Here is a 20,791-nt window from a genome sequence, read left to right as displayed (position 1 = left end):
ACACCGCCGCTCACGAAGAATCCGTGTCCATGCGCAGTGCCCTCTGCGGTGTGTATACATCCATGTTTCCCCCGTGGATCGTCACTGACACGAGCCTACGAGGAGTGCGACGACCCTATCGTCACCAATTTCTCCCGACGGTCCCGACGGCCGTAACGGTGGACCGCGCCCATCGGGACCGCGCACTCAACTCAACGGAATCTCGTTGCCGTCCTTGGATTCCTGATACTGCACGGACAGCACCGCATACCGGTCCTCGATCAACTGGCGGCGGGCCAGCAGCTCGGTGCGCAGCGGCTCGTCCTCGGCGGCCACCAAGTCGGGTATGGAGTAGGCCCTCCAGAACGCGTTGGTGCGCCGGTAGCCGCCGGGCGCCAGCCCGAACACCTCGTGCAGAATCCGGAGATCGTGCGGGATGGCGAAGGCATCCCGGGAATCCTCGTGGCTGAAGAAGTAATAGAAGTTGTCGAAACCGGCCCAGGTGATCGCCGACATGCACATCGTGCACGGTTCATGGGTGGACAGGAAAAGCAGCTCGGCGGTCGGCGGACGCTGGGCAAGCTCGTAGAACTGCTTGAGCGTGTGCACCTCGCCGTGCCACAGCGGGCTGGTGGTCTCGGCATTGGTCCCGGCGATCACCAGGGACAAGTCGTCCTTACGCAGGATCGCCGCGCCGAACACCTTGTTCCCGGCGCTCACACCCCGTTCGGTCAGCGGCAGGACATCGAGATCGATCACGTCGAGCAGTCGGCGGGCAAGGCTCATGCGCGACCCTAACGCCGCGTCGCCGGCCCCGCAGGGCCGGCGACCGGCCGTGACCGACCCCGGGGTGCATAAATCGGACCTACCACCGGGTAATCTTGCCTGCGTGAGCACCACCGGAATCGACGTCAGCGCACGCCTGGGCACCGTACTGACTGCCATGGTGACGCCGTTCGGCCCGGACGGCTCGCTTGATCTGGCTGGTGCGAAGAAGGTGGCCAAGCATCTGGTCGACTCCGGATGCGATGGCCTGGTGATTTCCGGAACCACCGGCGAGTCGCCCACCACGACCGATGACGAGAAGATCGCGCTGCTCGAGGCCGTCTTGGCCGAGGTGGGGGACCGCGCCCGGATCATCGCGGGTGCGGGCACCTACGACACTGCGCACAGCGTGCATCTGGCCAAGGCCAGCGCCGCCGCCGGCGCGCACGGTCTGCTCGTGGTCACGCCCTACTATTCGCGGCCGACGCAGCGCGGGCTGGTGGCGCATTTCAGCGCGGTCGCCGACGCCACCGACCTTCCCGTCGTCCTCTACGACATCCCGCCGCGATCGGTGGTGCCCATCGAGTGGGACACCATCCGCACGCTGGCGGCGCACCCCAACATCGTCGCGGTCAAGGACGCCAAGGGCGACCTGCACGGCGGCGGGCAGATCATCGCCGAAACCGGCATCAGCTATTACTCCGGCGACGACGCGCTGAACCTGCCGTGGCTGGCGATGGGCGCCATCGGCTTCATCAGCGTCTGGGGCCACGTAGCCGCCGCACAGCTGCGAGAGATGTTGTCCGCCTTCAATTCCGGCGACATCGCCACCGCGCGAAAGATCAATGCCGGGCTCGGCCCGCTGGGTGAGGCGCAGGCCAGGCTTGGTGGGGTGACGCTGTCGAAGGAGAGTCTGCGACTGCTCGGCCTCGAGGTCGGTGATCCGCGGCTACCTCAGGTACCGGCCGACGCGGGCGAAATCGACCAGCTGGCCACGGATCTGCGAGCCGCCGGCGTGCTGCGATGACGGCCGAACTGACGCCGCCGGGGCCGCTGGTTCCGGGCGGACTGCGGGTGACCGCGCTGGGCGGCATCGGCGAAATCGGGCGAAACATGACCGTTTTCGAACATCTGGGCCGGTTGCTGATCATCGACTGTGGTGTGCTGTTCCCCAACCACGACGAGCCCGGTGTCGACCTGATCCTGCCGGATATCCGGCACGTCGAGAACCGCCTGGACGAGATCGATGCCGTCGTGATCACCCATGCGCACGAGGATCACATCGGGGCCATCCCGCATCTGCTGAAGTTGCGGCGCGACATTCCGATCGTCGGCTCGAAGTTCACGTTGGCGTTGATCGCCGAGAAGTGCCGTGAGCATCGCATCAAACCGGTGTTCATCGAGGTCGCCGAGGGACAGCGCACCACCCACGGGGTGTTCGAATGCCAGTACTTTGCGGTGAATCACTCGATTCCCGGTTGCCTGGCCGTCGCCCTGCACACCGGTGCGGGAACCGTGCTGGCCACCGGTGACATCAAACTGGATCAGATGCCCCTGGACGGGCGGCCAACCGACCTGCCCGGCATGTCGCGGCTCGGTGATGCGGGCGTCGACCTGTTCCTGTGCGACTCGACGAATTCCGAGCATCCCGGCGTCAGCCCGTCGGAGAGCGAGATCGGACCGACGCTGCACCGGCTGATCCGCGGCGCCGACGGCCGGGTGATCGTGGCGTGCTTCGCCTCCAACGTGGATCGCGTGCAGCAGATCATCGATGCCGCAGTAGCTTTGGGCCGCAGTGTGTCGTTCGTCGGCCGGTCCATGGTGCGCAACATGGGGATCGCCCGTGACCTCGGATTCCTGAAGGTCGAGGACTCCAGCGTCGTCGACATCGCCGCGGCCGAACTGTTGCCCGCAGATCGGGTCGTGCTGATCACCACCGGCACCCAGGGCGAGCCGATGGCCGCACTGTCGCGGATGTCGCGTGGGGAACACCGCAGCATCACGCTGACCGCCGGGGACCTGATCATCCTGTCGTCGTCGCTGATCCCCGGCAACGAGGAGGCGGTGTACGGCGTGATCGACTCGCTGTCCAAGATCGGTGCCCGCGTCGTCACGAATGCTCAAGCGCGTGTGCACGTCACCGGCCACGCCTACGCCGGTGAGCTGATGTTCCTCTACAACGGGGTGCGGCCGCGCAATGTGATGCCGGTGCACGGCACGTGGCGCCACCTGCGCGCCAACTCCAAGCTGGCGGTGCTCAGTGGGGTGCCGGAGGAGAACGTCATGCTGGCCGAGAACGGTGTCAGCGTGGACCTGGTCAACGGCGTGGCCTCGATTGCGGGTGCCGTGCCGGTGGGCAAGATGTTCGTCGACGGACTGATCACCGGCGATGTCGGTGAATCCGTCGTCGGCGAGCGACTCACGCTCGCTTCCGGTTTCATCGCCGTGACGGTGGTCGTGCATAGGGGGACCGGCAAGCCGGCGGCGCCCGCCCAACTGCATTCACGAGGCTTCTCCGAGGATCCGAAGGCATTGGAACCGGCCGCGCTCAAGGTGCAGCAGGCGCTGGAAACCCTTGCCGCGGAGAAGGTCACCGATGTGCCGCGCATCGCCCAGGCCGTGCGGCGCGCCGTCGGCAAGTGGGTGGGCGAGGTGTACCGGCGCCAGCCGATGATCGTGCCGACGGTCGTCGAGATCTAGTCACGCACGCACCGCGACGGCCGCCCACTCGATGGGAGACGCGACGAGCTTGCGTCCCGTCGGCCGGATGTAGGTGTCGCGGTAGTAGCTCGGGCCGGCCTGCTCTATCAGCCGCCAACCGTATGCCTGCAGGATCTCCTCCACCTGCTCGGGGACAAACCCTGACTTCCACACTTGGCGGCGCTGCCGAAATCGGCGGTAGAGCGAATGGGCGCCATAGAGATTGGTGCCGTCGATGAAGTCCTGCCGGATATAGGTGAAGATCAGCCGGCTCCCGGGCGCCACGGCCCGCAACTGTTCAAAAGTGGCGTGCAGCGCCTCGGGGGTGAGGTACTGCGTGACGCCCTCCCAGATCAGCAAGGTATGGCCGGTATCGTGAAATCCATTGTCGGACAGGGCCGTCATCACGGTCTCCCGTTCGAAGTCGACGCTGCACAGGTGCACCGAGGCGGGAATCTCCCCGAGTACTCGTTGGACGGCCGCGGTCTTGCGGTCGATGTTGATCTGCTGATCGACCTCGAACACCGGCATATCGCTGTATCGGGCGATCCGGTAGGGCCGGGTGTCCAGGCCCGAACCGAGGATGACAACGGTGTCGAATTCGGTGACCGGATCGGAGATGCGTTCGTCGATATAGCGTTTGCGGCAGGCGATGCTGGTCCAGGTGCCCGGCGCGGAACGGTCCGACGCGGCCATCAGCGCACGACGCAACATGCCGAGCCGGGTCAACCACACCACTGTCCGCAAGCCTCTCGGCAGGAACGACGCGGCGAGGTCGTCGTCGACAAGACGATGCTGTGGCGGCTCGTTGTGTTCGATCGCTACGAGGACCATCGGCCCGAAAGCCGTTTGTGCCTCCGCATTCCGTGTCATTGGCCCCCCTCGTGCAAGCGCTCAGCGCTTGTTGACGTAACCCGCATCCACCGGCAGCGCCACCCCGGTGACATAACGGGCCGCGTCCGACACCAACCAGTACACCGCATTGGCGATGTCTTCGGGTTCCAGTGTCTGCACCGGCAGTGCGTTGCTCATATCGGGCCCACGGAACGTCTGCTGTGCCATGCCCTCCAGCCACGACCGGGTGAATTCGTTGTCGATCATCGGAGTGTTCACCCCGGCAGGGTGTACCGAGTTGACCCGAATGTTGAACTGTGCCAGGAAATTCGCGTACACGCGCATCAACCCGACGATGCCGTGTTTGGCGGCGGCGTAGCCGACCGATCCGCCGACGGGTGAACCGAGACCGACCAGCCCGGCCACCGAGCTGGTCAGCACGATCGCGCCGCCGTTGCCGAATTTGATCATCGGCTTCATAGCGACATCGACGGTGTGGTACACGCCCGTGAGGTTGACATCGAGGACGTCCTGCCACGCGTGCTCGTCGGCCATCGGCGCGATCCCCGCGTTGGCGATCACGATGTCGAGCCGATCCCCGAGAACCTCGGTGCCGGCGCGTAAGGCGGTCTTGAGTGAATCCCGGTCGCGGACATCGGCGCGCAGGGCCACGATTCGTCCGCCCGCCTCTTCCACGAGTTTGACGGTCGCGGTCATGTCGTCGGGGGTGGCCAGTGGGTAGGGCACCGAGGCGATCTGATCGCACAGGTCGACCGCGATGATGTCCGCGCCTTCGGCGGCCAGTTTCTGCGCGTGCGCGCGACCCTGGCCACGCGCGGCGCCGGTGATGAAAGCGACCTTGCCGGTCAGGGAACCCATACGTGTCCTACCGCAACTTGCCCTTGGCGGGATCACCGGCAACCACGGGCGCCAGCATCTTGATGTCCGGGGCACCGTCGAGATGCTCGCCGACCGCGCCGAACAGCGCCCCGATCGCCGGTGCGGTGCTGTGGGTCTTCAACGCCTCCTCGTCGGCCCATTGCTCGACGAAGACGAAGGTGCCGTTGGCCTCGTGCAGGGAGTACAGCTCGCAGCCGGGCTCGGCATGGACCGCCTCGATCGCGGTCTTGGCGGCGTCGCGGACGAGGTCGACGGACTCGGGCTTGGCGGTCAGGGTGGCGACGACGACAACTGGCATGGGGCGGGCTCCTCGGTGGGTGTGACCGGACAGTTGTCTAGCCTACCTAGCTGACATGGCGGCGGTCACCGCGCATTTGTGCACGTTATTGCGCATTGATAGGCAATCGAGACGCATTTGTGACTGGTGTGGCAGATGTTGAAACTGAGGTGTTTGCGACTAGGCTGGCAGGCATGGCCAACAAGACCGCAGCCAGGTCTGCGACCCGTTCGACCAGGTCAAAGGCGGGTTCGGCGAGCAGTGCACGCGGGGGAGCCAAACCCGCGCGCCCCGCTGCACCCCGCAAGAAGCCCGGCAGGCCCGCACCGCGCCGGACCGCGTCACCGCTGTCCTCTGCCGGGGCGGCGGTGGGCCGTGGCACCCGGGCCGGTTGGCTGATGCTCGCCAAGGGCGCCGGGACGACGGCTCGCTCGGTCGGACGCGCCCGCGATCTGGAACCGGGGCATCGCCGCGACGGCATTGCCCTGGCTTTGCTCGGTATCGCGGTGATCGTCGCGGCGAGTTCATGGTTCGACGCCGCGCGGCCTGTCGGCGGCTGGGTCGATGTCGCCGTCCGCACCGTCATCGGTGGCGCGGTGGTGCTGGTGCCGCTCATCCTCGGTGTGCTCGCCGTGGTGCTGATGCGCACCGAACCAGATCCGGATGCGCGGCCCCGGCTGATTCTCGGCTCGGTGATGATCGCGCTGCCGGTGCTCGGCGTCTGGCACATCTGGTCGGGCGCACCGCAGGATCCCGAAGCGCGCCGCCACGCGGCCGGTTTCGTGGGCTTCGCCATCGGTGGGCCGCTGTCGGACGGGCTCACGGTGTGGATCGCCACGCCGCTGCTGGTGATCGGTGTGATGTTCGGCCTGCTGCTGGTGACCGGTACCACCATCAGGGAGCTACCCGACACTTTGCGGGATATGTTCCGCACCAGAGCTTTTGACGACGATGACTATGACGACGAGTACTACGATGACGATCCGGCCGCGCCGGCCGGTCGAGGCGATGAGTTCGCCGATGACTTCTCGGACGGCTACTACGACGACCCCGCCGGCTACGGCGACGGCGACGGGCAGACCTGGCCGACCGCTGAGCTGCCCCGGCCGGCGGGCACGCCGATGGAGAATTACCCGCTGCCGTCGGACGAGCCGACCCTGCCTGAGCCGCGTGCGATAGAAGCGCCCAAGCCGGTCCGCAAGAAGCTGGAAGCGCCGAAGAAGAAGAAACAGGACGACACCCTGGTACTCGACCGGGTGGTCGAGGGGCCGTACGTGTTGCCCTCGCTGGAGCTGCTGGTCGCCGGTGACCCGCCCAAGAAGCTGACCGCTGCCAACGAGACCATGAAGGACGCCATCACCTCGGTGCTGCAGCAGTTCAAGGTCGACGCCGCGGTGACCGGCTGCACCCGCGGCCCGACCGTCACACGCTATGAGGTGGAACTCGGCCCCGGCGTGAAGGTCGAGAAGATCACCGCCCTGCACCGCAACATCGCCTACGCGGTGGCCACCGAGAGCGTGCGCATGCTCGCACCGATCCCGGGCAAGTCGGCCGTGGGCATCGAGGTGCCCAACACCGACCGCGAGATGGTGCGATTGGCCGACGTGCTCACCGCGCCCACCACTCGCCGCGACCACCACCCGTTGGTGATCGGCCTCGGAAAGGACATCGAGGGCGAATACGTCTCGGCGAATCTGGCCAAGATGCCGCACCTGTTGGTGGCCGGTTCGACCGGCTCGGGTAAATCCAGCTTCGTCAACTCGATGCTGGTGTCGCTGCTGGCCAGGGCCACCCCGGAGGAGGTCAGGATGATCCTGATCGACCCGAAGATGGTGGAGCTCACCCCGTACGAGGGCATCCCGCACCTGATCACCCCGATCATCACCCAGCCGAAGAAGGCCGCGGCCGCGCTGGCGTGGCTGGTCGAGGAGATGGAGCAGCGCTACCAGGACATGCAGGCGTCCCGGGTGCGCCATATCGACGTGTTCAACGAGAAGGTGCGTTCGGGGGAGATCAGCGCGCCGCTGGGCAGTGAGCGGGTGTACAAGCCCTACCCGTACATCCTTGCCATCGTCGACGAGCTGGCCGACCTGATGATGACCGCACCGCGCGACGTCGAGGAAGCCATCGTGCGGATCACCCAGAAGGCCCGTGCCGCCGGCATCCACCTGGTGCTGGCCACCCAGCGTCCGTCGGTGGACGTCGTCACCGGTCTGATCAAGACCAACGTGCCGTCCCGCCTGGCGTTCGCCACGTCGTCGCTGACGGACTCCCGCGTCATCCTGGACCAGCCGGGCGCCGAGAAACTGATCGGCATGGGCGACGGGCTGTTCCTGCCGATGGGCGCGAACAAGCCGCAACGGCTGCAGGGCGCGTTCATCACCGACGAGGAGATCCAGGCCGTCGTCGAGGCCACCAAGGCCCAGGCCGAGCCCGAATTCATCGACGGCGTCACCAAGGCCAAGCCCACCGGGGAACGCACCGACGTCGATCCCGATATCGGTGACGACATGGACGTCTTCCTGCAGGCCGTCGAACTGGTGGTGTCCTCGCAGTTCGGGTCCACCTCGATGCTGCAGCGCAAGCTGCGGGTCGGTTTCGCCAAGGCGGGACGCCTGATGGACCTGATGGAGACCCGTCAGATCGTCGGGCCGTCGGAGGGGTCCAAGGCACGCGAGGTGCTGGTCAAGCCCGATGAGCTGGCCGGCACCCTGGCGCTCATCCGGGGCGGGGCGGACGCCAACGGCGCCGACGCGGACGACGAGGACGAGTTCTAGAGGTTGAGCAGCATCCGGGTGTTGCCGAGGATGTTGGGCTTCACGTAGGACAGGTCGAGGAACTCGGCGACACCGGTGTCGTATGAGCGGCACATCTCGTCGTACACCTCCGCGGTCACCGGTGTGCCCTCGATCTCGGTGAACCCGTGGCTGCCGAAGAAACCGGTCTCGAAGGTCAACACGAAGATGCGCCGCAGGTGCAGTTCGCGCGCCACCTCGAGCAGTTTGGCGACCACCCGGTGCCCGACGCCCTTGCCGCGCACCTTGGGGTGCACCGCGACGGTACGCACCTCGCCCAGGTCGGCCCACAACACGTGCAGGGCGCCGCAGCCGACGATCTCGCCGCCGAGTTCGGCGACCCAGAACTCCTGCACCGCCTCATAGAGGTTGACCAGGTTCTTCTCCAGCAGAATCTTGCCGGCATAGATGTCGATGAGCGCCTTGACGGCCGGTACATCGGACGTGCGCGCCCTGCGCACAGTCAGGGAATCGACCGGCTGATCAGGCGCCTCATTCACAGCAGCGAGAGTATCGGTTCGCACAACCGATATTGTGTTGCCCGTGCCGGGCCAACAAGACACTGATCCCACGGTGCCCCGTGCGTCCGTCGCGAATGTCGCCAATCTGCTGACGGGTGTGCGCCTGGTACTGGTCCCGGTATTCGTCTACGCGTTGTTCGTCGGCGACGGCCATGAAACGGTCTGGCGGACAGTTGCATTCATCGTCTTCACGGTGGCGGTCATCACCGACCACTTCGACGGCGCACTGGCCCGCAGCTACGGCATGGTGACCGAGTTCGGCAAACTGGCCGATCCGATCGCCGACAAGCTACTCATCGGTGCTGCACTCATCGGCCTGTCGATGCTCGGCGACCTGCCGTGGTGGATCACCGTGGTCATCCTGGTCCGCGAGGTCGGGGTGACGGTGCTGCGGCTGGCGGTGCTGCGCCACGGGGTCATCCCGGCCAGCCGGGGCGGCAAGCTGAAGACCCTGGTCCAGGCCGTTGCGATAGGGCTGTACATCCTTCCGCTGTCGGGGCTGTGGCTGACCACCGCGACGGTGATCATGTGGGTCGCGGTGGTACTGACGGTGTTCACGGGTATCGACTACGTGGTGTCGGCCGTCAAGGATTCCCGGACGCGTTCCTGAGATCGGGAACCGACGGCGCACCGGTCGCGTTGACCCAAGTAGGTCAGCCCGTTGACGTTGAAGGAGACCGCGATGACCACCACTTTGTTGCGCGAAGTGATCGGCGACGTGCTGCGGCATGCGCGGACCACTCAGGGCAGGACCCTGCGCGATGTGTCCGACGCCGCCAGGGTCAGCCTGGGCTACCTCTCCGAGGTCGAACGCGGCCGCAAGGAACCGTCGAGTGAGCTGCTCGCCTCGATCTGCGACGCGCTGGAGGTGCCGTTGTCCCGGGTGCTGTTCGATGCGGGCGAGCAATTGGCACGCCGTGAGGTGGGTGCAGGCCGGAGCGTCGGGCGCATCGATGCCACCACAAAGGTCGTCATTCCTCAGGTCGTCTCAATGGCGGTGGCCTGACATGTGCGCGAACCGATAGGTTGGCACCAAACAAAAGCGCAATCCCGACAGATTCGAAGGCGGAAACGTTCCCATGGCCAATCCGTTCGTCAAGGCGTGGAAGTACATCGCGGCGCTGTTCAACTCGAAGATCGACGAGTACGCCGACCCGAAGGTGCAGATCCAGCAGGCCATCGAGGACGCGCAGCGCCAGCATCAAGCCCTGACCCAGCAGGCCGCTCAGGTCATCGGCAACCAGCGCCAGCTGGAGATGCGGCTGAACCGCCAGCTGGCCGATATCGAGAAGCTGCAGGCCAACGTGCGCCAGGCGTTGACCTTGGCCGACCAGGCCACCGCCAACGGTGACACCGCCAAGGCCACCGAGTACACCAACGCCGCCGAGGCGTTCGCCGCGCAGCTGGTCACCGGCGAGCAAAGCGTCGAGGACCTCAAGTCGCTGCACGACCAGTCGCTGCAGGCCGCGGGGCAGGCCAAGAAGGCCGTCGAGCAGAACGCCATGGTGCTGCAGCAGAAGATCGGCGAGCGCACCAAACTGCTCTCGCAGCTGGAGCAGGCCAAGATGCAGGAGCAGGTCAGCAAGTCGCTGCAGTCGATGAGCGAGATCGCCGCTCCCGGCACCACCCCGAACCTCGACGAGGTGCGCGAAAAGATCGAGCGCCGCTACGCCAACGCGATGGGCGCGGCCGAGCTGGCGCAGAACTCCGTGCAGGGCCGGATGATGGAGGTTCAGCAGGCCAGCGTGCAGATGGCCGGGCATTCCCGGCTGGAGCAGATCCGGGCCTCGATGCGCGGTGACCAGCTGCCCGCCGGTGGTGCCGCCGCCGCGCCGTCGACCCCGGCGGTCAACCCGCCGGCCGCGGCCCCCGAAGATCGTCTCTCCCAGTAGGTTTCGACATGGCGGGGAGTTCGCATCAGGGCCGGCGGGACACCATGTCCGGGCTGATCCAGCGCGGCGTCGACACCGCCGCGGAATTCTCCGACGTGCTCGCCCAGAAGCTCGCGGCGGCGGCCGACCCCCGGGCAAAACTGCTGCGTAAGCGGCGTTGGGCCCGGCGGCTGGGCTGGTTCTTCGCGGCCACCACCGGGTTCTGGATTCTGCTGACTGCGCTGCTGGCGTCCTGGAGCACGCCGGTGTGGGCGCTGATCGTCACCGGTTGTATCGCGGCGGCGGCTGCGTTCCCGGCCACCCTGTTGTTCCTCCGGTATCGATGGCTGCGTCGTGAGTCGCTGCCGGAGACCCCGGCACCGCGCAGGCTCCCGCCCCGGGGGTCGGCGGCACGTCAGCCGATGGGCGCATTGGCATCATCGGAACGCGGGCTGCTGTCGCTGCTGGGCGTGCTGGGGCGGTCGCGGCTACTGCCGGCGGGCGAACTGCGGGAGATATCCGCCGTGGCGGCGCAGACGGCGTCGACGATGGCCGCGACGGCCGCCGAGGTGGTGGCAATGGAACGTGCGGCCGCGGCGTCACCGCAATCCCGCGCACATCTGACCCCGACCATCAACGCTTTCGCCGCCCAGTTGCATTCGGGCGCTCGACAGTATGACGACATGGTCACCGCGGCAGCCCAATTGGTGTCGACGGTGAATGCGGGACCGGTATCTCAGATCCCCGCCCAGCGCTACCGTGACGAGCTGACCGGGGCAACCGATCGGCTGCATGGCTGGGCAATGGCCTACCACGAGCTGGGCCGGTTACGCGGAGCCTAGATGTCGTGGGTGCCCTGCTCGGCCGAATCCGGACGGGGGCCGAACCGTTCGATGTACGACTGATGCTTGGCAGAGTCCTTCTGCCGTTGCAACTTGTCGATCAGGGCCGGGTCCAGGCCGTGCACCCGAAGCATGTGACGCCGCCAGATCTTGTTCAGCGCGTGTGAGAAGTAGATGAACGGGATCAGGATCGGGATCGTCATGCTGGCCCGGACCACGAAATCGGCGGGCACGAACCAGAACGGGGTCAGGATCAGCACCGCAGGAACCAGCACCCGGACCATCACCCGCCTGGTGGCGCCGGGACCCGTGAGGTCGTTGCGCACCCAGTCCAGCATGGAGTCGGGCAGTCGTGTGCCCAGGCAGTACCTGATCAGCTGAATCAGGTTCGGTTTGGTTCTGGCCACGGAGGTCAGAGCTTGGGCCGAAGGGCTGGGATCACCGCGCCGAGCACGCCGCGCACGATGGCCTTGGCGAAGTCGAACTGGTCGAAGTAATCGCGCCACAGGGTGATCCGGCCGTCGTGCACCTCGAACACGCCGCACACCCAGAACTGAAGTCGCACGGGGCCGAAGATCAGGACATCGGTGCGTTCGTTGAGCACGGACGCCCCGTCGGCGGCCGAGCGGTGAATCGCCACATCGAATCCGAGACCGGGCCGTTCCATGGCCCGGAATATCTTGATGGTGCGACGCCTGCCGTGCACGGTCGGAAAACCGACGTTCTGGTAGACGAGGTTGTCGTCCAGGAGTTCCGCGGCGGCATCCAGGTCGGGTGCACGCAACGAGTTCAGGAACGCCTCGACGGTGGCGATGTTGGCGGCCCCGACGGGGGCGACCTGCTGCTCGGTCATGTCCCTCAGGGTAGTTGGTGCAGCGTGTGGCAGGGTGGGCGCGTGCGTGTCGCGGTGGTTGCCGGGCCTGATCCCGGGCATGCGTTCCCGGCGATCGCCCTGTGCCTGCGGTTTCTCGCCGCCGGGGACACCCCGACGCTGCTGACCGGGGCGCAGTGGCTGGACACTGCACGCGCCGCCGGTGTGGATGCGGCGCCGTTGGCCGGACTCGATCTACAGGACGGCGACGACGACGGCGACGCCGGAGCCAAGATCCATCAGCGTGCGGCCCGGATGGCGGACCGCAATGTTCCCCTTTTGCGTTCGCTGGCAATGGATCTAGTGGTCTCCGACGTCATCACAGTGTGCGGCGGAATGGCCGCCGAATTGCTCGGGGTGCCCTGGGTCGAACTCAGCCCGCACCCGCTGTATCTGCCGTCGAAGGGTCTGCCGCCGCTGGGCAGTGGCCTGGCACCCGGCGTGGGAGTGCGCGGGCGGGCCCGCGACACGCTGATGCGGGCGCTCACCGCCCGATCGGTCCGCGATGGCGACCGGCAGCGGGCGCGGGCCCGGATCGGGATCGGGCTGCCCGGCGCGGACCCGGGTCCCTTGCGCCGGCTGATCGCGACCCTGCCGGCCCTCGAAGTGGCCCGGCCAGACTGGCCGGCCGAAGCCGTGGTCGTCGGGCCGCTGCACTTCGAACCGACCCCGGCCGTACTGGAACCCCCGCCGGGGGACGGCCCGCTGGTGGTGGTGGCGCCCTCGACGGCCACCACCGGAACCGGTGGGCTGGCCGAACTGGCGCTGCAGTGTCTGATCCCGGGCCGGACTGTGCCCGACGGGACGCGGGTGGTGGTGTCCCGGCTGAGCGGCCCCGCGGTGGAGGTGCCGCCGTGGGCGGTGGTGGGTCTGGGCCGCCAGGACGAACTGCTCGCGCGGGCCGACGTGATGGTGTGCGGTGGCGGGCACGGCATCGTGTCAAAGACGCTCCTGCACGGTGTGCCGCTGGTGACGGTGCCCGGTGGCGGCGATCAGTGGGAGATCGCCAATCGCGTTGTGCGACAAGGAAGCGGTGCGCTCGTCCGCCCGTTGGCCGCGGAATCGTTGGCGGCGGCGGTGTCCGGGGTGCTGTCCGGGCCGGCCCATCGCGCGGCGGCGCGGCGGGCGGCGCAGAGTCTTGCCGAGGTGGCAGATCCGGTACGGGTGTGCCATGACGCGTTGTCGGCTGCTGGGTAGGTTGGTGGCGTGCGGCTCACCGAATTCAACGAACGCGTCAGCGGTCAGTTCGGCGCAGCCTACGGCGCCTCGGTGTTGGTCGATCACGTGATGAGCGGGTTCGGGTGTACCGCCGCGCAGGCCATCGAGGCCGGAGTCGAGCCGCGCGAGGTCTGGCGGGCGCTCTGTGCGGACTTCGAAGTGCCCCGCGCCGAGTGGTGAATCGCGCCTCGGCGTGTCTGTCTTGCCATCGAACACCTGTTCGTTAATGTGGGTGCAGTTCGACCGCAGCCGACTTGTCGGTGGCCTGTCCTAGTGTCACGGCCAACCGATCGGAACACCGGTCAACCGCACGACTACCGGAGAGGTATCACCATGGCGCCACAGGCACCGGATCGCGAAAAGGCACTCGAACTGGCATTGGCCCAGATCGAGAAGAACCACGGCAAAGGCTCGGTGATGCGCCTCGGTGAGGAGGTGCGCCAGCCCATCTCGGTCATCCCGACCGGGTCGATTGCGCTGGACGTGGCGCTGGGCATCGGCGGGCTGCCGCGCGGGCGCGTCGTCGAGATCTACGGACCGGAGTCATCGGGTAAGACCACCGTCGCACTGCATGCGGTGGCCAACGCGCAGGCCGCCGGCGGTATTGCGGCGTTCATCGACGCCGAGCACGCCCTCGACCCCGACTACGCCAAGAAGCTCGGCGTGGACACCGATGCCCTGCTGGTCTCCCAGCCCGACACCGGGGAGCAGGCACTCGAGATTGCCGACATGCTGATCCGCTCGGGCGCGCTGGACATCCTGGTCATCGACTCGGTGGCCGCGCTGGTGCCACGCGCCGAGATCGAAGGCGAGATGGGTGACAGCCACGTCGGCCTGCAGGCCCGCCTGATGAGTCAGGCGCTCCGCAAGATCACGGGTGCGCTGAGCAACTCGAACACCACCGCGATCTTCATCAACCAGCTGCGCGAGAAGATCGGCGTGATGTTCGGGTCACCCGAGACCACCACCGGCGGTAAGGCACTGAAGTTCTACGCCTCCGTGCGTCTGGATGTCCGGCGGATCGAGACCCTCAAGGACGGCACCGACGCGGTCGGCAACCGCACCCGCTGCAAGATCGTCAAGAACAAGATGGCGCCGCCGTTCAAGCAGGCCGAGTTCGACATCCTGTACGGCAAGGGCATCTCCAAGGAGGGCTCGCTCATCGATATGGGTGTCGAGCACGGCTTTGTCCGAAAGTCCGGCTCGTGGTTCACCTATGAGGGTGAACAGCTCGGGCAGGGCAAGGAGAACGCCCGCAACTTCCTCCTCGATAACCCCGATACCGCCGCCGAGATCGAGAAGAAGATCAAGGAGAAGCTCGGCATCGGAGCCGTGGTGACCAACGATGACGTTCTTCCCGCCCCGGTCGACTTCTGAGACCGGGCCGGCTGAGGGTCTCAAGCGCGACGAGCAGGCGCGGGATGTATGTCTGCGCCTGCTCACCGTGCGAGCCCGCACCCGGGCCGAGTTGGAAGGGCAGCTGGCCAAGCGCGGCTATCCCGATGACGTCGCCGCCCGGGTGCTGGACCGGCTCGCGGAGGTCGGGCTGATCGACGACGTCGCCTTCGCCGAGCAGTGGGTGCGTGAGCGCCGGACCAACTCCGGAAAAGGCAAGCGCGCCTTGGCCGCCGAGCTTCGTACCAAGGGTGTCGACGCCGACGTGATCGCCGAGACACTGGGCAGTGTCGATGCGGGGGAGTGGCGGGTGCAGGCCGAGCAACTGGTGGCGGCCAAGCTGCGCCGGGAAAGCCTCGACGATGAAGTCAAGATCACCCGGCGGCTGGTCGGCATGCTGGCCCGCCGCGGTTATCACCAGACGATGGCCTTCGACGTGGTCAAAACTCAGCTGGCGCAGGAACGGGCCCGTCGGGCCGTCTAGATGACGAAACCGCCATCGATGTTCCAGGTCGCCCCGGTGACGTAACCGGCCTCTGGCGACGCGAGATAGGCCACCGCACTGGCGATATCGCGCGGCTGCCCGTAACGCCCGACGGCGATGAACGGACGCACCTGGTCGGAGAACCCACCCACCTCGGGGTTCATATCGGTGGATACCGGACCCGGCTGGATGGTGTTGATGGTGATACCGCGCGGCCCCAGCTCGCGGACCAGGCCACGGGTGAGTCCGGCCACGGCCGCCTTGGTGAGCGCGTACACCGACAGCCCGGTCATCGGTGCCCGGTCGGCGTTCACGCTGCCGATGGTGATGATCCGGCCACCGTCACCCAGATGCGGTACCGCCCGCTGGATCGCCGCGAAGACGCCGCGCACGTTGACCGCCACCAACCGGTCGAACTCCTCCAGCGGAAAATCCTCCAGCGGTGCGGCATAGGCGATGCCGGCATTGTTGACCAGAATGTCCAACCCGCCCAACCGCGACACCGTCTCGTCGACCGCGGTGTTGACCGCATCGGCGTCGGCGCTGTCGGCCCGGATCGCCACCACGGTCGAGCCGGAGGCCGAGAGTTCGGCCGCCAGTGCCTCGGCCGTTTCGGCCGACGACTGATAGGTGAAGGCCACCGCGGCGCCATCGGCCACGAGGCGGCGGACGATCTCGGCGCCGATGCCGCGCGATCCGCCGGTGACCAGGGCGCGCCGTCCGGCCAGCGGGGCGGTGGAAGTGGTGGTCATATCTGCTCCAGCTGATGGGGATAGGTCTTTCGAACCGATCGGTTACTAACTACGATCAGGTAAAGCCACCGTCGATCGGGTTCATTCCGGGTGTGGTGGGCATCACATCAGAGGTGGCACATGGCGATCGGCAGGCCGCGGGGATACGACTCGAATGCCGTCCTCGACACGGCGATGCGAATGTTCTGGCGGCACGGCTATGACGGCGTGTCCATCAGCGATCTGACATCCGCCACCGGAATCAACCGGCGCAGCCTCTATGACCGATTCGGGTGCAAGGAGCAGTTGTTCCGCGAGGTCGTGCAGCGCTACGTCGCCGGGCCCGGAGCCTATGCTGCTGCGGCACTGGCGCAGCCCACCGCGTGGGATGTCGCCCACGCGATGACCCACGGCGCGGCCGATGCGACATCCGCGCCGGACCGCCCACCTGGCTGCTTGCTGGTGCAGAGCGCACTGGCGGTAGGCGCGGAATCGGCAACGCTGCAAGCCGACCTGGCCCAGATGCGCGCGGCCGGCGTCGACGTGCTGGCCGAGCGGTTCGCCGAAGCCCAGACCGCGGGCGAGCTGCCCGGCGAGGACCCCGTCGCGCTGGCCCGCTGGATCGCGTCGGTCTGTCAGGGCATAGCCGTGCAGGCCGCCGGCGGGACCTCCCGCGACGAACTCCACGAGATCGCCGAGCGCGCGCTCAAGGCGTGGCCGCAACCACGCCCTTAGCGTTCTTCGGTGACGGTCCGCGCCGGTGCTCCCGCCCGGGCCCGGCCGCCTGGGCGTGTGCCGTGCCTGCCGAGTCATGTTTTCCGACATGGGGTTTCGGACGCCGCAGCGCGGGAGCCTGGTGCACCGGCCGGGGGCCGTCGAGCGCCGCTCGGGCGGACGTGCCGCCGGGATGCGCGACGGTCGAGCGCGGCAGTGACGTTGCCGTCGGAGCGCCCAGTGCACGGTGCAGCGCCGTCTGCGCAACGTCGACCACCTGCACGGCGACATCGGCGGCCCGCTGCACGAACGCGGTGGCCGCCGCCCCGGCCGCGACCACCAGGTCACCCAACCGGCCCGGCAACGCCGAGAGCAGACCGGTCACGAACTGCACCTGGAAAGCCGCGTAGTCGCGGGCGTACCCGACCAGGCGCCGCCCGGCGTCGAACTCGACATCGGCGAGGGTGACCAGGGCGTGGCGCAATGCGACCGGCGCAGGCGTGCCGGTGCCGACCTCACGGAACAAGGTCGCAGGTACCGGCAGGATCCGGCCGGTCAACGCGGCTCCGGTGACGATGAAGTCGACCGCCAGGTCGAGGTGGAAGTCCACCTGGCTGCGGATCAGTTCGCCCGGTGCGGGCGCCGGAGGTGGCGGCCCCGTCGACTCGGCGGACGCCTGCGCGGGCATGACCAGCGCGGCGGCCAGGAGCACGGGAACCATCACACGCACCAGGCGACCGGACACACTCACGACACGTGCCCGGCCGCGATCCGGTTCAACGCGCCTAGATCGCCGAGCCGTCCTGCACGAACGCCTTGGGCGCGACCGGTTCAGGACCCTTCTTGGACCTGCGCAGCCGCGCCTCCAGCCACGTCGCGAACGACGACAGCGCGAAGTTCAACGCGATCATCAGTGCCGCGATGACCATCAGAGCGGGAATCAGATTGCCGTAGGAGGTCCCGACGCTGGTGCCCTGCCGGACCATCTCGATGAAGGTGATCTGGTAGCCGATGGCGGTGTCCTTGAGCACCACCACCATCTGTGACACCAGTACCGGCAGCATCGAGGTGATGGCCTGAGGCAACAGGATGGACCGCATGGTCTGTAGCCAGGTCAGGCCGAGCGCCGAGGCCGCTTCCGCCTGGCCTCTGGGCAGCGCGTGCACGCCGGTGCGGACGATCTCGGCGATCACCGCGCTGTTGTACAGCGTCAGACCGGTCACCACGCCGGCCAGTGCCAGTTGCCTGGACGGGAACACGTCGTACGCGGCGAACAGCGAATACGCGAACAACATCATGATCAGCACCGGGACCGACCGGAAGAACTCCACGAACGTCGCACAGAACCAGCTCACCGCGCGCACCGGCGCCAGCCGGCCCACCCCGAGGGCACATCCGAGCGCCAGCGCCAGCACGATCGACAGCCCCGCCGCCGTCAGCGTGCCCTCGATACCCTCGAGTACGTAGTTCTTCCACAGATTGGCCGTCAGGAAGGGTTCCCATTTGGCCGCCGTGAACTGGTCGGCCGCCGCGAATTTCCAGATCACCCAGGCCAGGATCGCGGCGAAGACCAGGACCGTCAGCACGGCGGTGATCAGATTTCGCACCCGGGCGCGTGGGCCCGGCGCGTCGTAGAGAACCGATGCGCTCATCGCAGCACCGCCCAGCGCTTGCCCAGCCAGCCGAACAGCAGCCCCAGCGGCAGAGTCAGGATCACGAACCCGACCGCGAAGATGCTGCCCACCAGCAGAAGTGCCGCAGTGTTCTCGATCATCTCCTTCATCAGCAGGGCCGCCTCGGCCACACCGATCGCCGAGGCGATGGTGGTGTTCTTGGTCAAGGCGATCAGCACCGAGCCGAGCGGAATGATGACCGCGCGAAAAGCCTGCGGCAGCAAGATGATCCGCAGATTCTGGCTGAAGGTCAGGCCCAGTGACCTGGCCGCTTCGGCCTGTCCGATCGGCACGGTGTTGACCCCGGAGCGGATCGCCTCACACACGAACGACGCGGTGTAGGCGGTCAGCCCGAGCACCGCCAGCCGGAAACCGCTGTCGGCGATCGACGTGGGCGACATCGGGTCGGTCAGCGTGATGTGCAGCGTGTTACCCAGACCGAGCGAACAGAACACCAAGATCAGCGTCAGCGGCGTGTTGCGCACCACGTTGACGTAGCTGGTGCCCAACGCGCGCATCACCGGAACCGGGGAGAGCCGCATCGCCGCCAGAACGGTGCCCAGCACCAGCGCACCGATGGCGGAGTACACCGTCAGCTGGATCGTCATCCAGAACGCGGCGAAGATCCGGTCCTGGTATTCGCTGAAGATCTCCACAGATCGTGCGCGGTCTACTTGTCGACGGCCGGCGGCGCCGGCGTGGCGATCCCGGCCGGGCCGAGATTCTTCTCGAACGCCGACTTCCACGCGCCGTCGGTCTCCATCTTGGTGATCGCGGCGTTGATCTTGGTGCGCAGGTCGGTGTCGCCCTTCTTCAGGCCGATGCCGTAACGCTCCTCGGAGAACGGCTTGCCGACGATCTTGAAGGTGCCGGGACTCTGGGCGGCGTAGCCGGCCAGGATGACCTCATCGGTGCTCACCGCGTCGATCGCGCCGGTCTTGAGCGCCTCGACACACGCCGAGTAGGTGTCGTATTGCTGCAACTGCACACCGGGGTACTTGTCCTTGATGCGCTGTGCGGGGGTGGAGCCGCTCACCGAACACAGCTTCTTGCCGTTCTGCAACGACTCCGGGCCGGTGATCTCCGAGTTGTCGGCCTTGACCAGCAGACTCTGCCCGGTGATCAGGTAGGGCCCGCCGAAGTCGACCTTCTCCTTGCGGGCGTCGGTGATCGAATAGGTGGCGACGATGTAATCGACCTGGCCGTTCTGGATCAGCGTCTCGCGCTGTCCGGAGGGGGACTCCTTGAACTCGATGTCCTCCGGCTTGTACCCGAGCTGACCGGCGACGTAGGTGGCGACGTCCACGTCGAAACCGCTGAAGGTGCCGTCCGGATTCTTCAACCCGAGGCCGGGCTGGTCGAACTTGATACCGACGGTCACCTTCTTGCTGTCGTCACCGCCGCCGCAGGCGGCCAGGGACAGCGGTAGGGCGGCAACCAGCACAGCGGCGGCCATCCGGAATCGCAGAGACATTGAGCGCTCCTTTTGCATCAGTGGTTCAGGATCTTGCCGAGGAAGTCCTTGGCGCGGTCGGACTGCGGATTGCTGAAGAACTGCTCGGGTTCGGCATCCTCGACCACGGCGCCGTCTGCCATGAACACCACCCGCTGGGACGCCCGCCGGGCGAAACCCATCTCATGGGTGACGACCAGCATGGTCATCCCCTCGGTGGCCAGGTCGGTCATCACGGCCAGCACCTCTTTGATCATCTCCGGATCGAGGGCGCTGGTGGGCTCGTCGAACAGCATCACCTTGGGGTGCATGGCCAGCGAGCGGGCAATGGCCACCCGTTGCTGCTGGCCACCGGACAACTGCGCCGGGTACTTGTCGGCCTGGTTGGCGATGCCGACCCGTTCCAGCAGTGTCAGCGCCTCGGCGCGGGCCTTTTCCTTACCGGCCTTGCGCACCTTGATGGGCGCCAGGGCGACGTTTTCCAGGATTGTCTTGTGCGCGAACAGATTGAACGACTGGAACACCATGCCGACCTCGGAGCGCAACTCCGCGAGTTTGCGGCCTTCCGCAGGCAACACGACACCGTCGATCGAGATGGTGCCCGAGTCGATGGGTTCGAGGCGGTTGATGGTGCGGCACAGCGTGGACTTGCCTGATCCCGACGGCCCGAGGATCACCACCACCTGGCCGCGCGGTACGTCGAGATTGATGTCCTTGAGGACATGCAAGCTGCCGAAATGCTTGTCGACGCTCTGGATAGAGATCATC

25 protein-coding genes are annotated in these 20,791 nt (G+C 66.9%); 12 read left to right on the top strand and 13 right to left on the bottom strand.

What is annotated here, in order from left to right:
- Positions 1-186: 186 nt before the first annotated feature.
- Positions 187-765, bottom strand: a complete 579-nt coding sequence (locus ACXPWS_RS19715; RefSeq protein WP_458708271.1) for a tRNA-specific adenosine deaminase — start codon at positions 763-765, stop codon at positions 187-189.
- A 103-nt stretch (positions 766-868) separates the two neighbouring features.
- On the opposite strand from ACXPWS_RS19715, the gene dapA reads away from it, so the two are divergent.
- Both dapA and ACXPWS_RS19705 read left to right on the top strand, forming a co-directional pair.
- The gene (gene dapA, locus ACXPWS_RS19710) at positions 869-1,771 is read left to right on the top strand and encodes a 4-hydroxy-tetrahydrodipicolinate synthase (protein ID WP_458708270.1); all 903 of its coding nucleotides are present in this window, start codon (positions 869-871) and stop codon (positions 1,769-1,771) included.
- Positions 1,768-3,444: a ribonuclease J gene (locus ACXPWS_RS19705; RefSeq protein WP_458708269.1), complete on the top strand. Its 1,677-nt coding sequence runs from the start codon at positions 1,768-1,770 to the stop codon at positions 3,442-3,444. The genes dapA and ACXPWS_RS19705 overlap by 4 nt, the downstream gene beginning before the upstream one ends.
- Here ACXPWS_RS19705 and ACXPWS_RS19700 read toward each other — a convergent pair whose 3' ends face one another.
- From ACXPWS_RS19700 to ACXPWS_RS19690, 3 genes are read right to left on the bottom strand one after another with little or no spacing between them, the layout of a single operon-like run.
- Positions 3,445-4,317, bottom strand: coding sequence for an SAM-dependent methyltransferase (locus ACXPWS_RS19700; protein WP_458708268.1), 873 nt, complete (start codon positions 4,315-4,317; stop codon positions 3,445-3,447).
- Between the two features lie 21 nt (positions 4,318-4,338).
- On the bottom strand, positions 4,339-5,157 hold the full coding sequence (locus tag ACXPWS_RS19695) for a mycofactocin-coupled SDR family oxidoreductase (protein ID WP_458708267.1): 819 nt from the start codon (positions 5,155-5,157) through the stop codon (positions 4,339-4,341).
- Between the two features lie 7 nt (positions 5,158-5,164).
- Positions 5,165-5,476, bottom strand: coding sequence for a putative quinol monooxygenase (locus ACXPWS_RS19690; protein ID WP_458708266.1), 312 nt, complete (start codon positions 5,474-5,476; stop codon positions 5,165-5,167).
- 173 nt (positions 5,477-5,649) lie between these two features.
- On the opposite strand from ACXPWS_RS19690, the gene ACXPWS_RS19685 reads away from it, so the two are divergent.
- Complete coding sequence (locus ACXPWS_RS19685; protein WP_458708265.1) at positions 5,650-8,232, top strand: FtsK/SpoIIIE family DNA translocase; 2,583 nt, start codon at positions 5,650-5,652, stop codon at positions 8,230-8,232.
- Here ACXPWS_RS19685 and ACXPWS_RS19680 read toward each other — a convergent pair.
- A complete protein-coding gene (locus ACXPWS_RS19680) occupies positions 8,229-8,711 on the bottom strand; it encodes an amino-acid N-acetyltransferase (RefSeq protein ID WP_458713611.1) in 483 nt (160 codons plus the stop codon). The two genes, ACXPWS_RS19685 and ACXPWS_RS19680, sit on opposite strands and share 4 nt — an antisense overlap.
- Before the next feature lie 82 nt (positions 8,712-8,793).
- Here ACXPWS_RS19680 and pgsA point away from each other — a divergent pair, with 82 nt between their 5' ends.
- From pgsA to pspM, 4 genes are all read left to right on the top strand, one after another.
- On the top strand, positions 8,794-9,381 hold the full coding sequence (gene pgsA, locus ACXPWS_RS19675; RefSeq protein ID WP_458708264.1) for a CDP-diacylglycerol--glycerol-3-phosphate 3-phosphatidyltransferase: 588 nt from the start codon (positions 8,794-8,796) through the stop codon (positions 9,379-9,381).
- Between the two features lie 72 nt (positions 9,382-9,453).
- Positions 9,454-9,777: a transcriptional regulator ClgR gene (clgR, locus tag ACXPWS_RS19670; protein ID WP_458708263.1), complete on the top strand. Its 324-nt coding sequence runs from the start codon at positions 9,454-9,456 to the stop codon at positions 9,775-9,777.
- Positions 9,778-9,850: 73 nt separating this feature from the next.
- Positions 9,851-10,663, top strand: coding sequence for a phage shock protein PspA (gene pspA, locus ACXPWS_RS19665; protein WP_458708262.1), 813 nt, complete (start codon positions 9,851-9,853; stop codon positions 10,661-10,663).
- A gap of 8 nt (positions 10,664-10,671) precedes the next feature.
- Entirely contained in the window at positions 10,672-11,484 is an 813-nt protein-coding gene (gene pspM / locus ACXPWS_RS19660) for a phage shock envelope stress response protein PspM (RefSeq protein WP_458708261.1), read from the top strand.
- Here the strand turns inward: pspM and ACXPWS_RS19655 are convergent.
- Together ACXPWS_RS19655 and ACXPWS_RS19650 are read right to left on the bottom strand one after the other, a co-directional pair.
- On the bottom strand, positions 11,481-11,900 hold the full coding sequence (locus ACXPWS_RS19655) for a DUF5313 domain-containing protein (RefSeq protein ID WP_458713610.1): 420 nt from the start codon (positions 11,898-11,900) through the stop codon (positions 11,481-11,483). The genes pspM and ACXPWS_RS19655 overlap by 4 nt on opposite strands.
- Positions 11,897-12,337 (bottom strand): limonene-1,2-epoxide hydrolase family protein, encoded by a 441-nt coding sequence (locus ACXPWS_RS19650; protein ID WP_458708260.1) that lies wholly within the window; start codon positions 12,335-12,337, stop codon positions 11,897-11,899. The genes ACXPWS_RS19655 and ACXPWS_RS19650 overlap by 4 nt, the downstream gene beginning before the upstream one ends.
- Before the next feature lie 42 nt (positions 12,338-12,379).
- Between ACXPWS_RS19650 and ACXPWS_RS19645 the strand changes: the two genes are divergently transcribed.
- From ACXPWS_RS19645 to recX, 4 genes are all read left to right on the top strand, one after another.
- A complete protein-coding gene (locus ACXPWS_RS19645) occupies positions 12,380-13,552 on the top strand; it encodes a glycosyltransferase (RefSeq protein ID WP_458708259.1) in 1,173 nt (390 codons plus the stop codon).
- A 9-nt stretch (positions 13,553-13,561) separates the two neighbouring features.
- Complete coding sequence (locus ACXPWS_RS19640) at positions 13,562-13,753, top strand: DUF3046 domain-containing protein (RefSeq protein WP_458708258.1); 192 nt, start codon at positions 13,562-13,564, stop codon at positions 13,751-13,753.
- Positions 13,754-13,906: 153 nt separating this feature from the next.
- A complete protein-coding gene (gene recA / locus ACXPWS_RS19635; RefSeq protein WP_458708257.1) occupies positions 13,907-14,950 on the top strand; it encodes a recombinase RecA in 1,044 nt (347 codons plus the stop codon).
- The gene (gene recX, locus ACXPWS_RS19630; protein ID WP_458708256.1) at positions 14,919-15,452 is read left to right on the top strand and encodes a recombination regulator RecX; all 534 of its coding nucleotides are present in this window, start codon (positions 14,919-14,921) and stop codon (positions 15,450-15,452) included. Before recA ends, recX begins: the two co-directional genes overlap by 32 nt.
- Here the strand turns inward: recX and ACXPWS_RS19625 are convergent.
- Positions 15,449-16,204, bottom strand: coding sequence for a 3-oxoacyl-ACP reductase family protein (locus ACXPWS_RS19625; RefSeq protein ID WP_458708255.1), 756 nt, complete (start codon positions 16,202-16,204; stop codon positions 15,449-15,451). The genes recX and ACXPWS_RS19625 overlap by 4 nt on opposite strands.
- 120 nt (positions 16,205-16,324) lie before the next feature.
- On the opposite strand from ACXPWS_RS19625, the gene ACXPWS_RS19620 reads away from it, so the two are divergent.
- Positions 16,325-16,918, top strand: coding sequence for a TetR/AcrR family transcriptional regulator (locus tag ACXPWS_RS19620; protein WP_458708254.1), 594 nt, complete (start codon positions 16,325-16,327; stop codon positions 16,916-16,918).
- Here ACXPWS_RS19620 and ACXPWS_RS19615 read toward each other — a convergent pair.
- From ACXPWS_RS19615 to ACXPWS_RS19595, 5 genes are all read right to left on the bottom strand, one after another.
- Entirely contained in the window at positions 16,890-17,618 is a 729-nt protein-coding gene (locus ACXPWS_RS19615) for a hypothetical protein (RefSeq protein ID WP_458708253.1), read from the bottom strand. The genes ACXPWS_RS19620 and ACXPWS_RS19615 overlap by 29 nt on opposite strands.
- Before the next feature lie 64 nt (positions 17,619-17,682).
- Positions 17,683-18,549 (bottom strand): amino acid ABC transporter permease, encoded by an 867-nt coding sequence (locus ACXPWS_RS19610; RefSeq protein WP_458708252.1) that lies wholly within the window; start codon positions 18,547-18,549, stop codon positions 17,683-17,685.
- Positions 18,546-19,226: an amino acid ABC transporter permease gene (locus ACXPWS_RS19605; RefSeq protein WP_458708251.1), complete on the bottom strand. Its 681-nt coding sequence runs from the start codon at positions 19,224-19,226 to the stop codon at positions 18,546-18,548. Before ACXPWS_RS19605 ends, ACXPWS_RS19610 begins: the two co-directional genes overlap by 4 nt.
- A 14-nt stretch (positions 19,227-19,240) precedes the next feature.
- Positions 19,241-20,044, bottom strand: coding sequence for a glutamate ABC transporter substrate-binding protein (locus ACXPWS_RS19600; protein WP_458708250.1), 804 nt, complete (start codon positions 20,042-20,044; stop codon positions 19,241-19,243).
- A 17-nt stretch (positions 20,045-20,061) separates the two neighbouring features.
- On the bottom strand, positions 20,062-20,790 hold the full coding sequence (locus ACXPWS_RS19595) for an amino acid ABC transporter ATP-binding protein (protein WP_458713609.1): 729 nt from the start codon (positions 20,788-20,790) through the stop codon (positions 20,062-20,064).
- Between the last annotated feature and the right edge of the window lies 1 nt (position 20,791).

The sequence above is a fragment of the Mycobacterium sp. BMJ-28 genome (assembly GCF_054404835.1).
Note: the sequence above shows the minus strand (reverse complement) of the source record. Positions and strands in the feature narration are given on the sequence as shown.

What these genes read in the sequence shown, in the direction of transcription:
- ACXPWS_RS19610 (WP_458708252.1), bottom strand. Translation starts at nt 18,549, where the DNA reads ATGAGCGCATCGGTTCTCTACGACGCGCCGGGCCCACGCGCCCGGGTG.
- ACXPWS_RS19705 (WP_458708269.1), top strand. Translation starts at nt 1,768, where the DNA reads ATGACGGCCGAACTGACGCCGCCGGGGCCGCTGGTTCCGGGCGGACTG.
- ACXPWS_RS19700 (WP_458708268.1), bottom strand. Translation starts at nt 4,317, where the DNA reads ATGACACGGAATGCGGAGGCACAAACGGCTTTCGGGCCGATGGTCCTC.
- recX (WP_458708256.1), top strand. Translation starts at nt 14,919, where the DNA reads ATGACGTTCTTCCCGCCCCGGTCGACTTCTGAGACCGGGCCGGCTGAG.
- ACXPWS_RS19715 (WP_458708271.1), bottom strand. Translation starts at nt 765, where the DNA reads ATGAGCCTTGCCCGCCGACTGCTCGACGTGATCGATCTCGATGTCCTG.
- ACXPWS_RS19595 (WP_458713609.1), bottom strand. Translation starts at nt 20,790, where the DNA reads ATGATCTCTATCCAGAGCGTCGACAAGCATTTCGGCAGCTTGCATGTC.
- ACXPWS_RS19615 (WP_458708253.1), bottom strand. Translation starts at nt 17,618, where the DNA reads ATGGTTCCCGTGCTCCTGGCCGCCGCGCTGGTCATGCCCGCGCAGGCG.
- ACXPWS_RS19685 (WP_458708265.1), top strand. Translation starts at nt 5,650, where the DNA reads ATGGCCAACAAGACCGCAGCCAGGTCTGCGACCCGTTCGACCAGGTCA.
- clgR (WP_458708263.1), top strand. Translation starts at nt 9,454, where the DNA reads ATGACCACCACTTTGTTGCGCGAAGTGATCGGCGACGTGCTGCGGCAT.
- pspM (WP_458708261.1), top strand. Translation starts at nt 10,672, where the DNA reads ATGGCGGGGAGTTCGCATCAGGGCCGGCGGGACACCATGTCCGGGCTG.
- pspA (WP_458708262.1), top strand. Translation starts at nt 9,851, where the DNA reads ATGGCCAATCCGTTCGTCAAGGCGTGGAAGTACATCGCGGCGCTGTTC.
- ACXPWS_RS19695 (WP_458708267.1), bottom strand. Translation starts at nt 5,157, where the DNA reads ATGGGTTCCCTGACCGGCAAGGTCGCTTTCATCACCGGCGCCGCGCGT.
- ACXPWS_RS19650 (WP_458708260.1), bottom strand. Translation starts at nt 12,337, where the DNA reads ATGACCGAGCAGCAGGTCGCCCCCGTCGGGGCCGCCAACATCGCCACC.
- ACXPWS_RS19620 (WP_458708254.1), top strand. Translation starts at nt 16,325, where the DNA reads ATGGCGATCGGCAGGCCGCGGGGATACGACTCGAATGCCGTCCTCGAC.
- ACXPWS_RS19690 (WP_458708266.1), bottom strand. Translation starts at nt 5,476, where the DNA reads ATGCCAGTTGTCGTCGTCGCCACCCTGACCGCCAAGCCCGAGTCCGTC.
- ACXPWS_RS19625 (WP_458708255.1), bottom strand. Translation starts at nt 16,204, where the DNA reads ATGACCACCACTTCCACCGCCCCGCTGGCCGGACGGCGCGCCCTGGTC.
- ACXPWS_RS19600 (WP_458708250.1), bottom strand. Translation starts at nt 20,044, where the DNA reads ATGTCTCTGCGATTCCGGATGGCCGCCGCTGTGCTGGTTGCCGCCCTA.
- recA (WP_458708257.1), top strand. Translation starts at nt 13,907, where the DNA reads ATGGCGCCACAGGCACCGGATCGCGAAAAGGCACTCGAACTGGCATTG.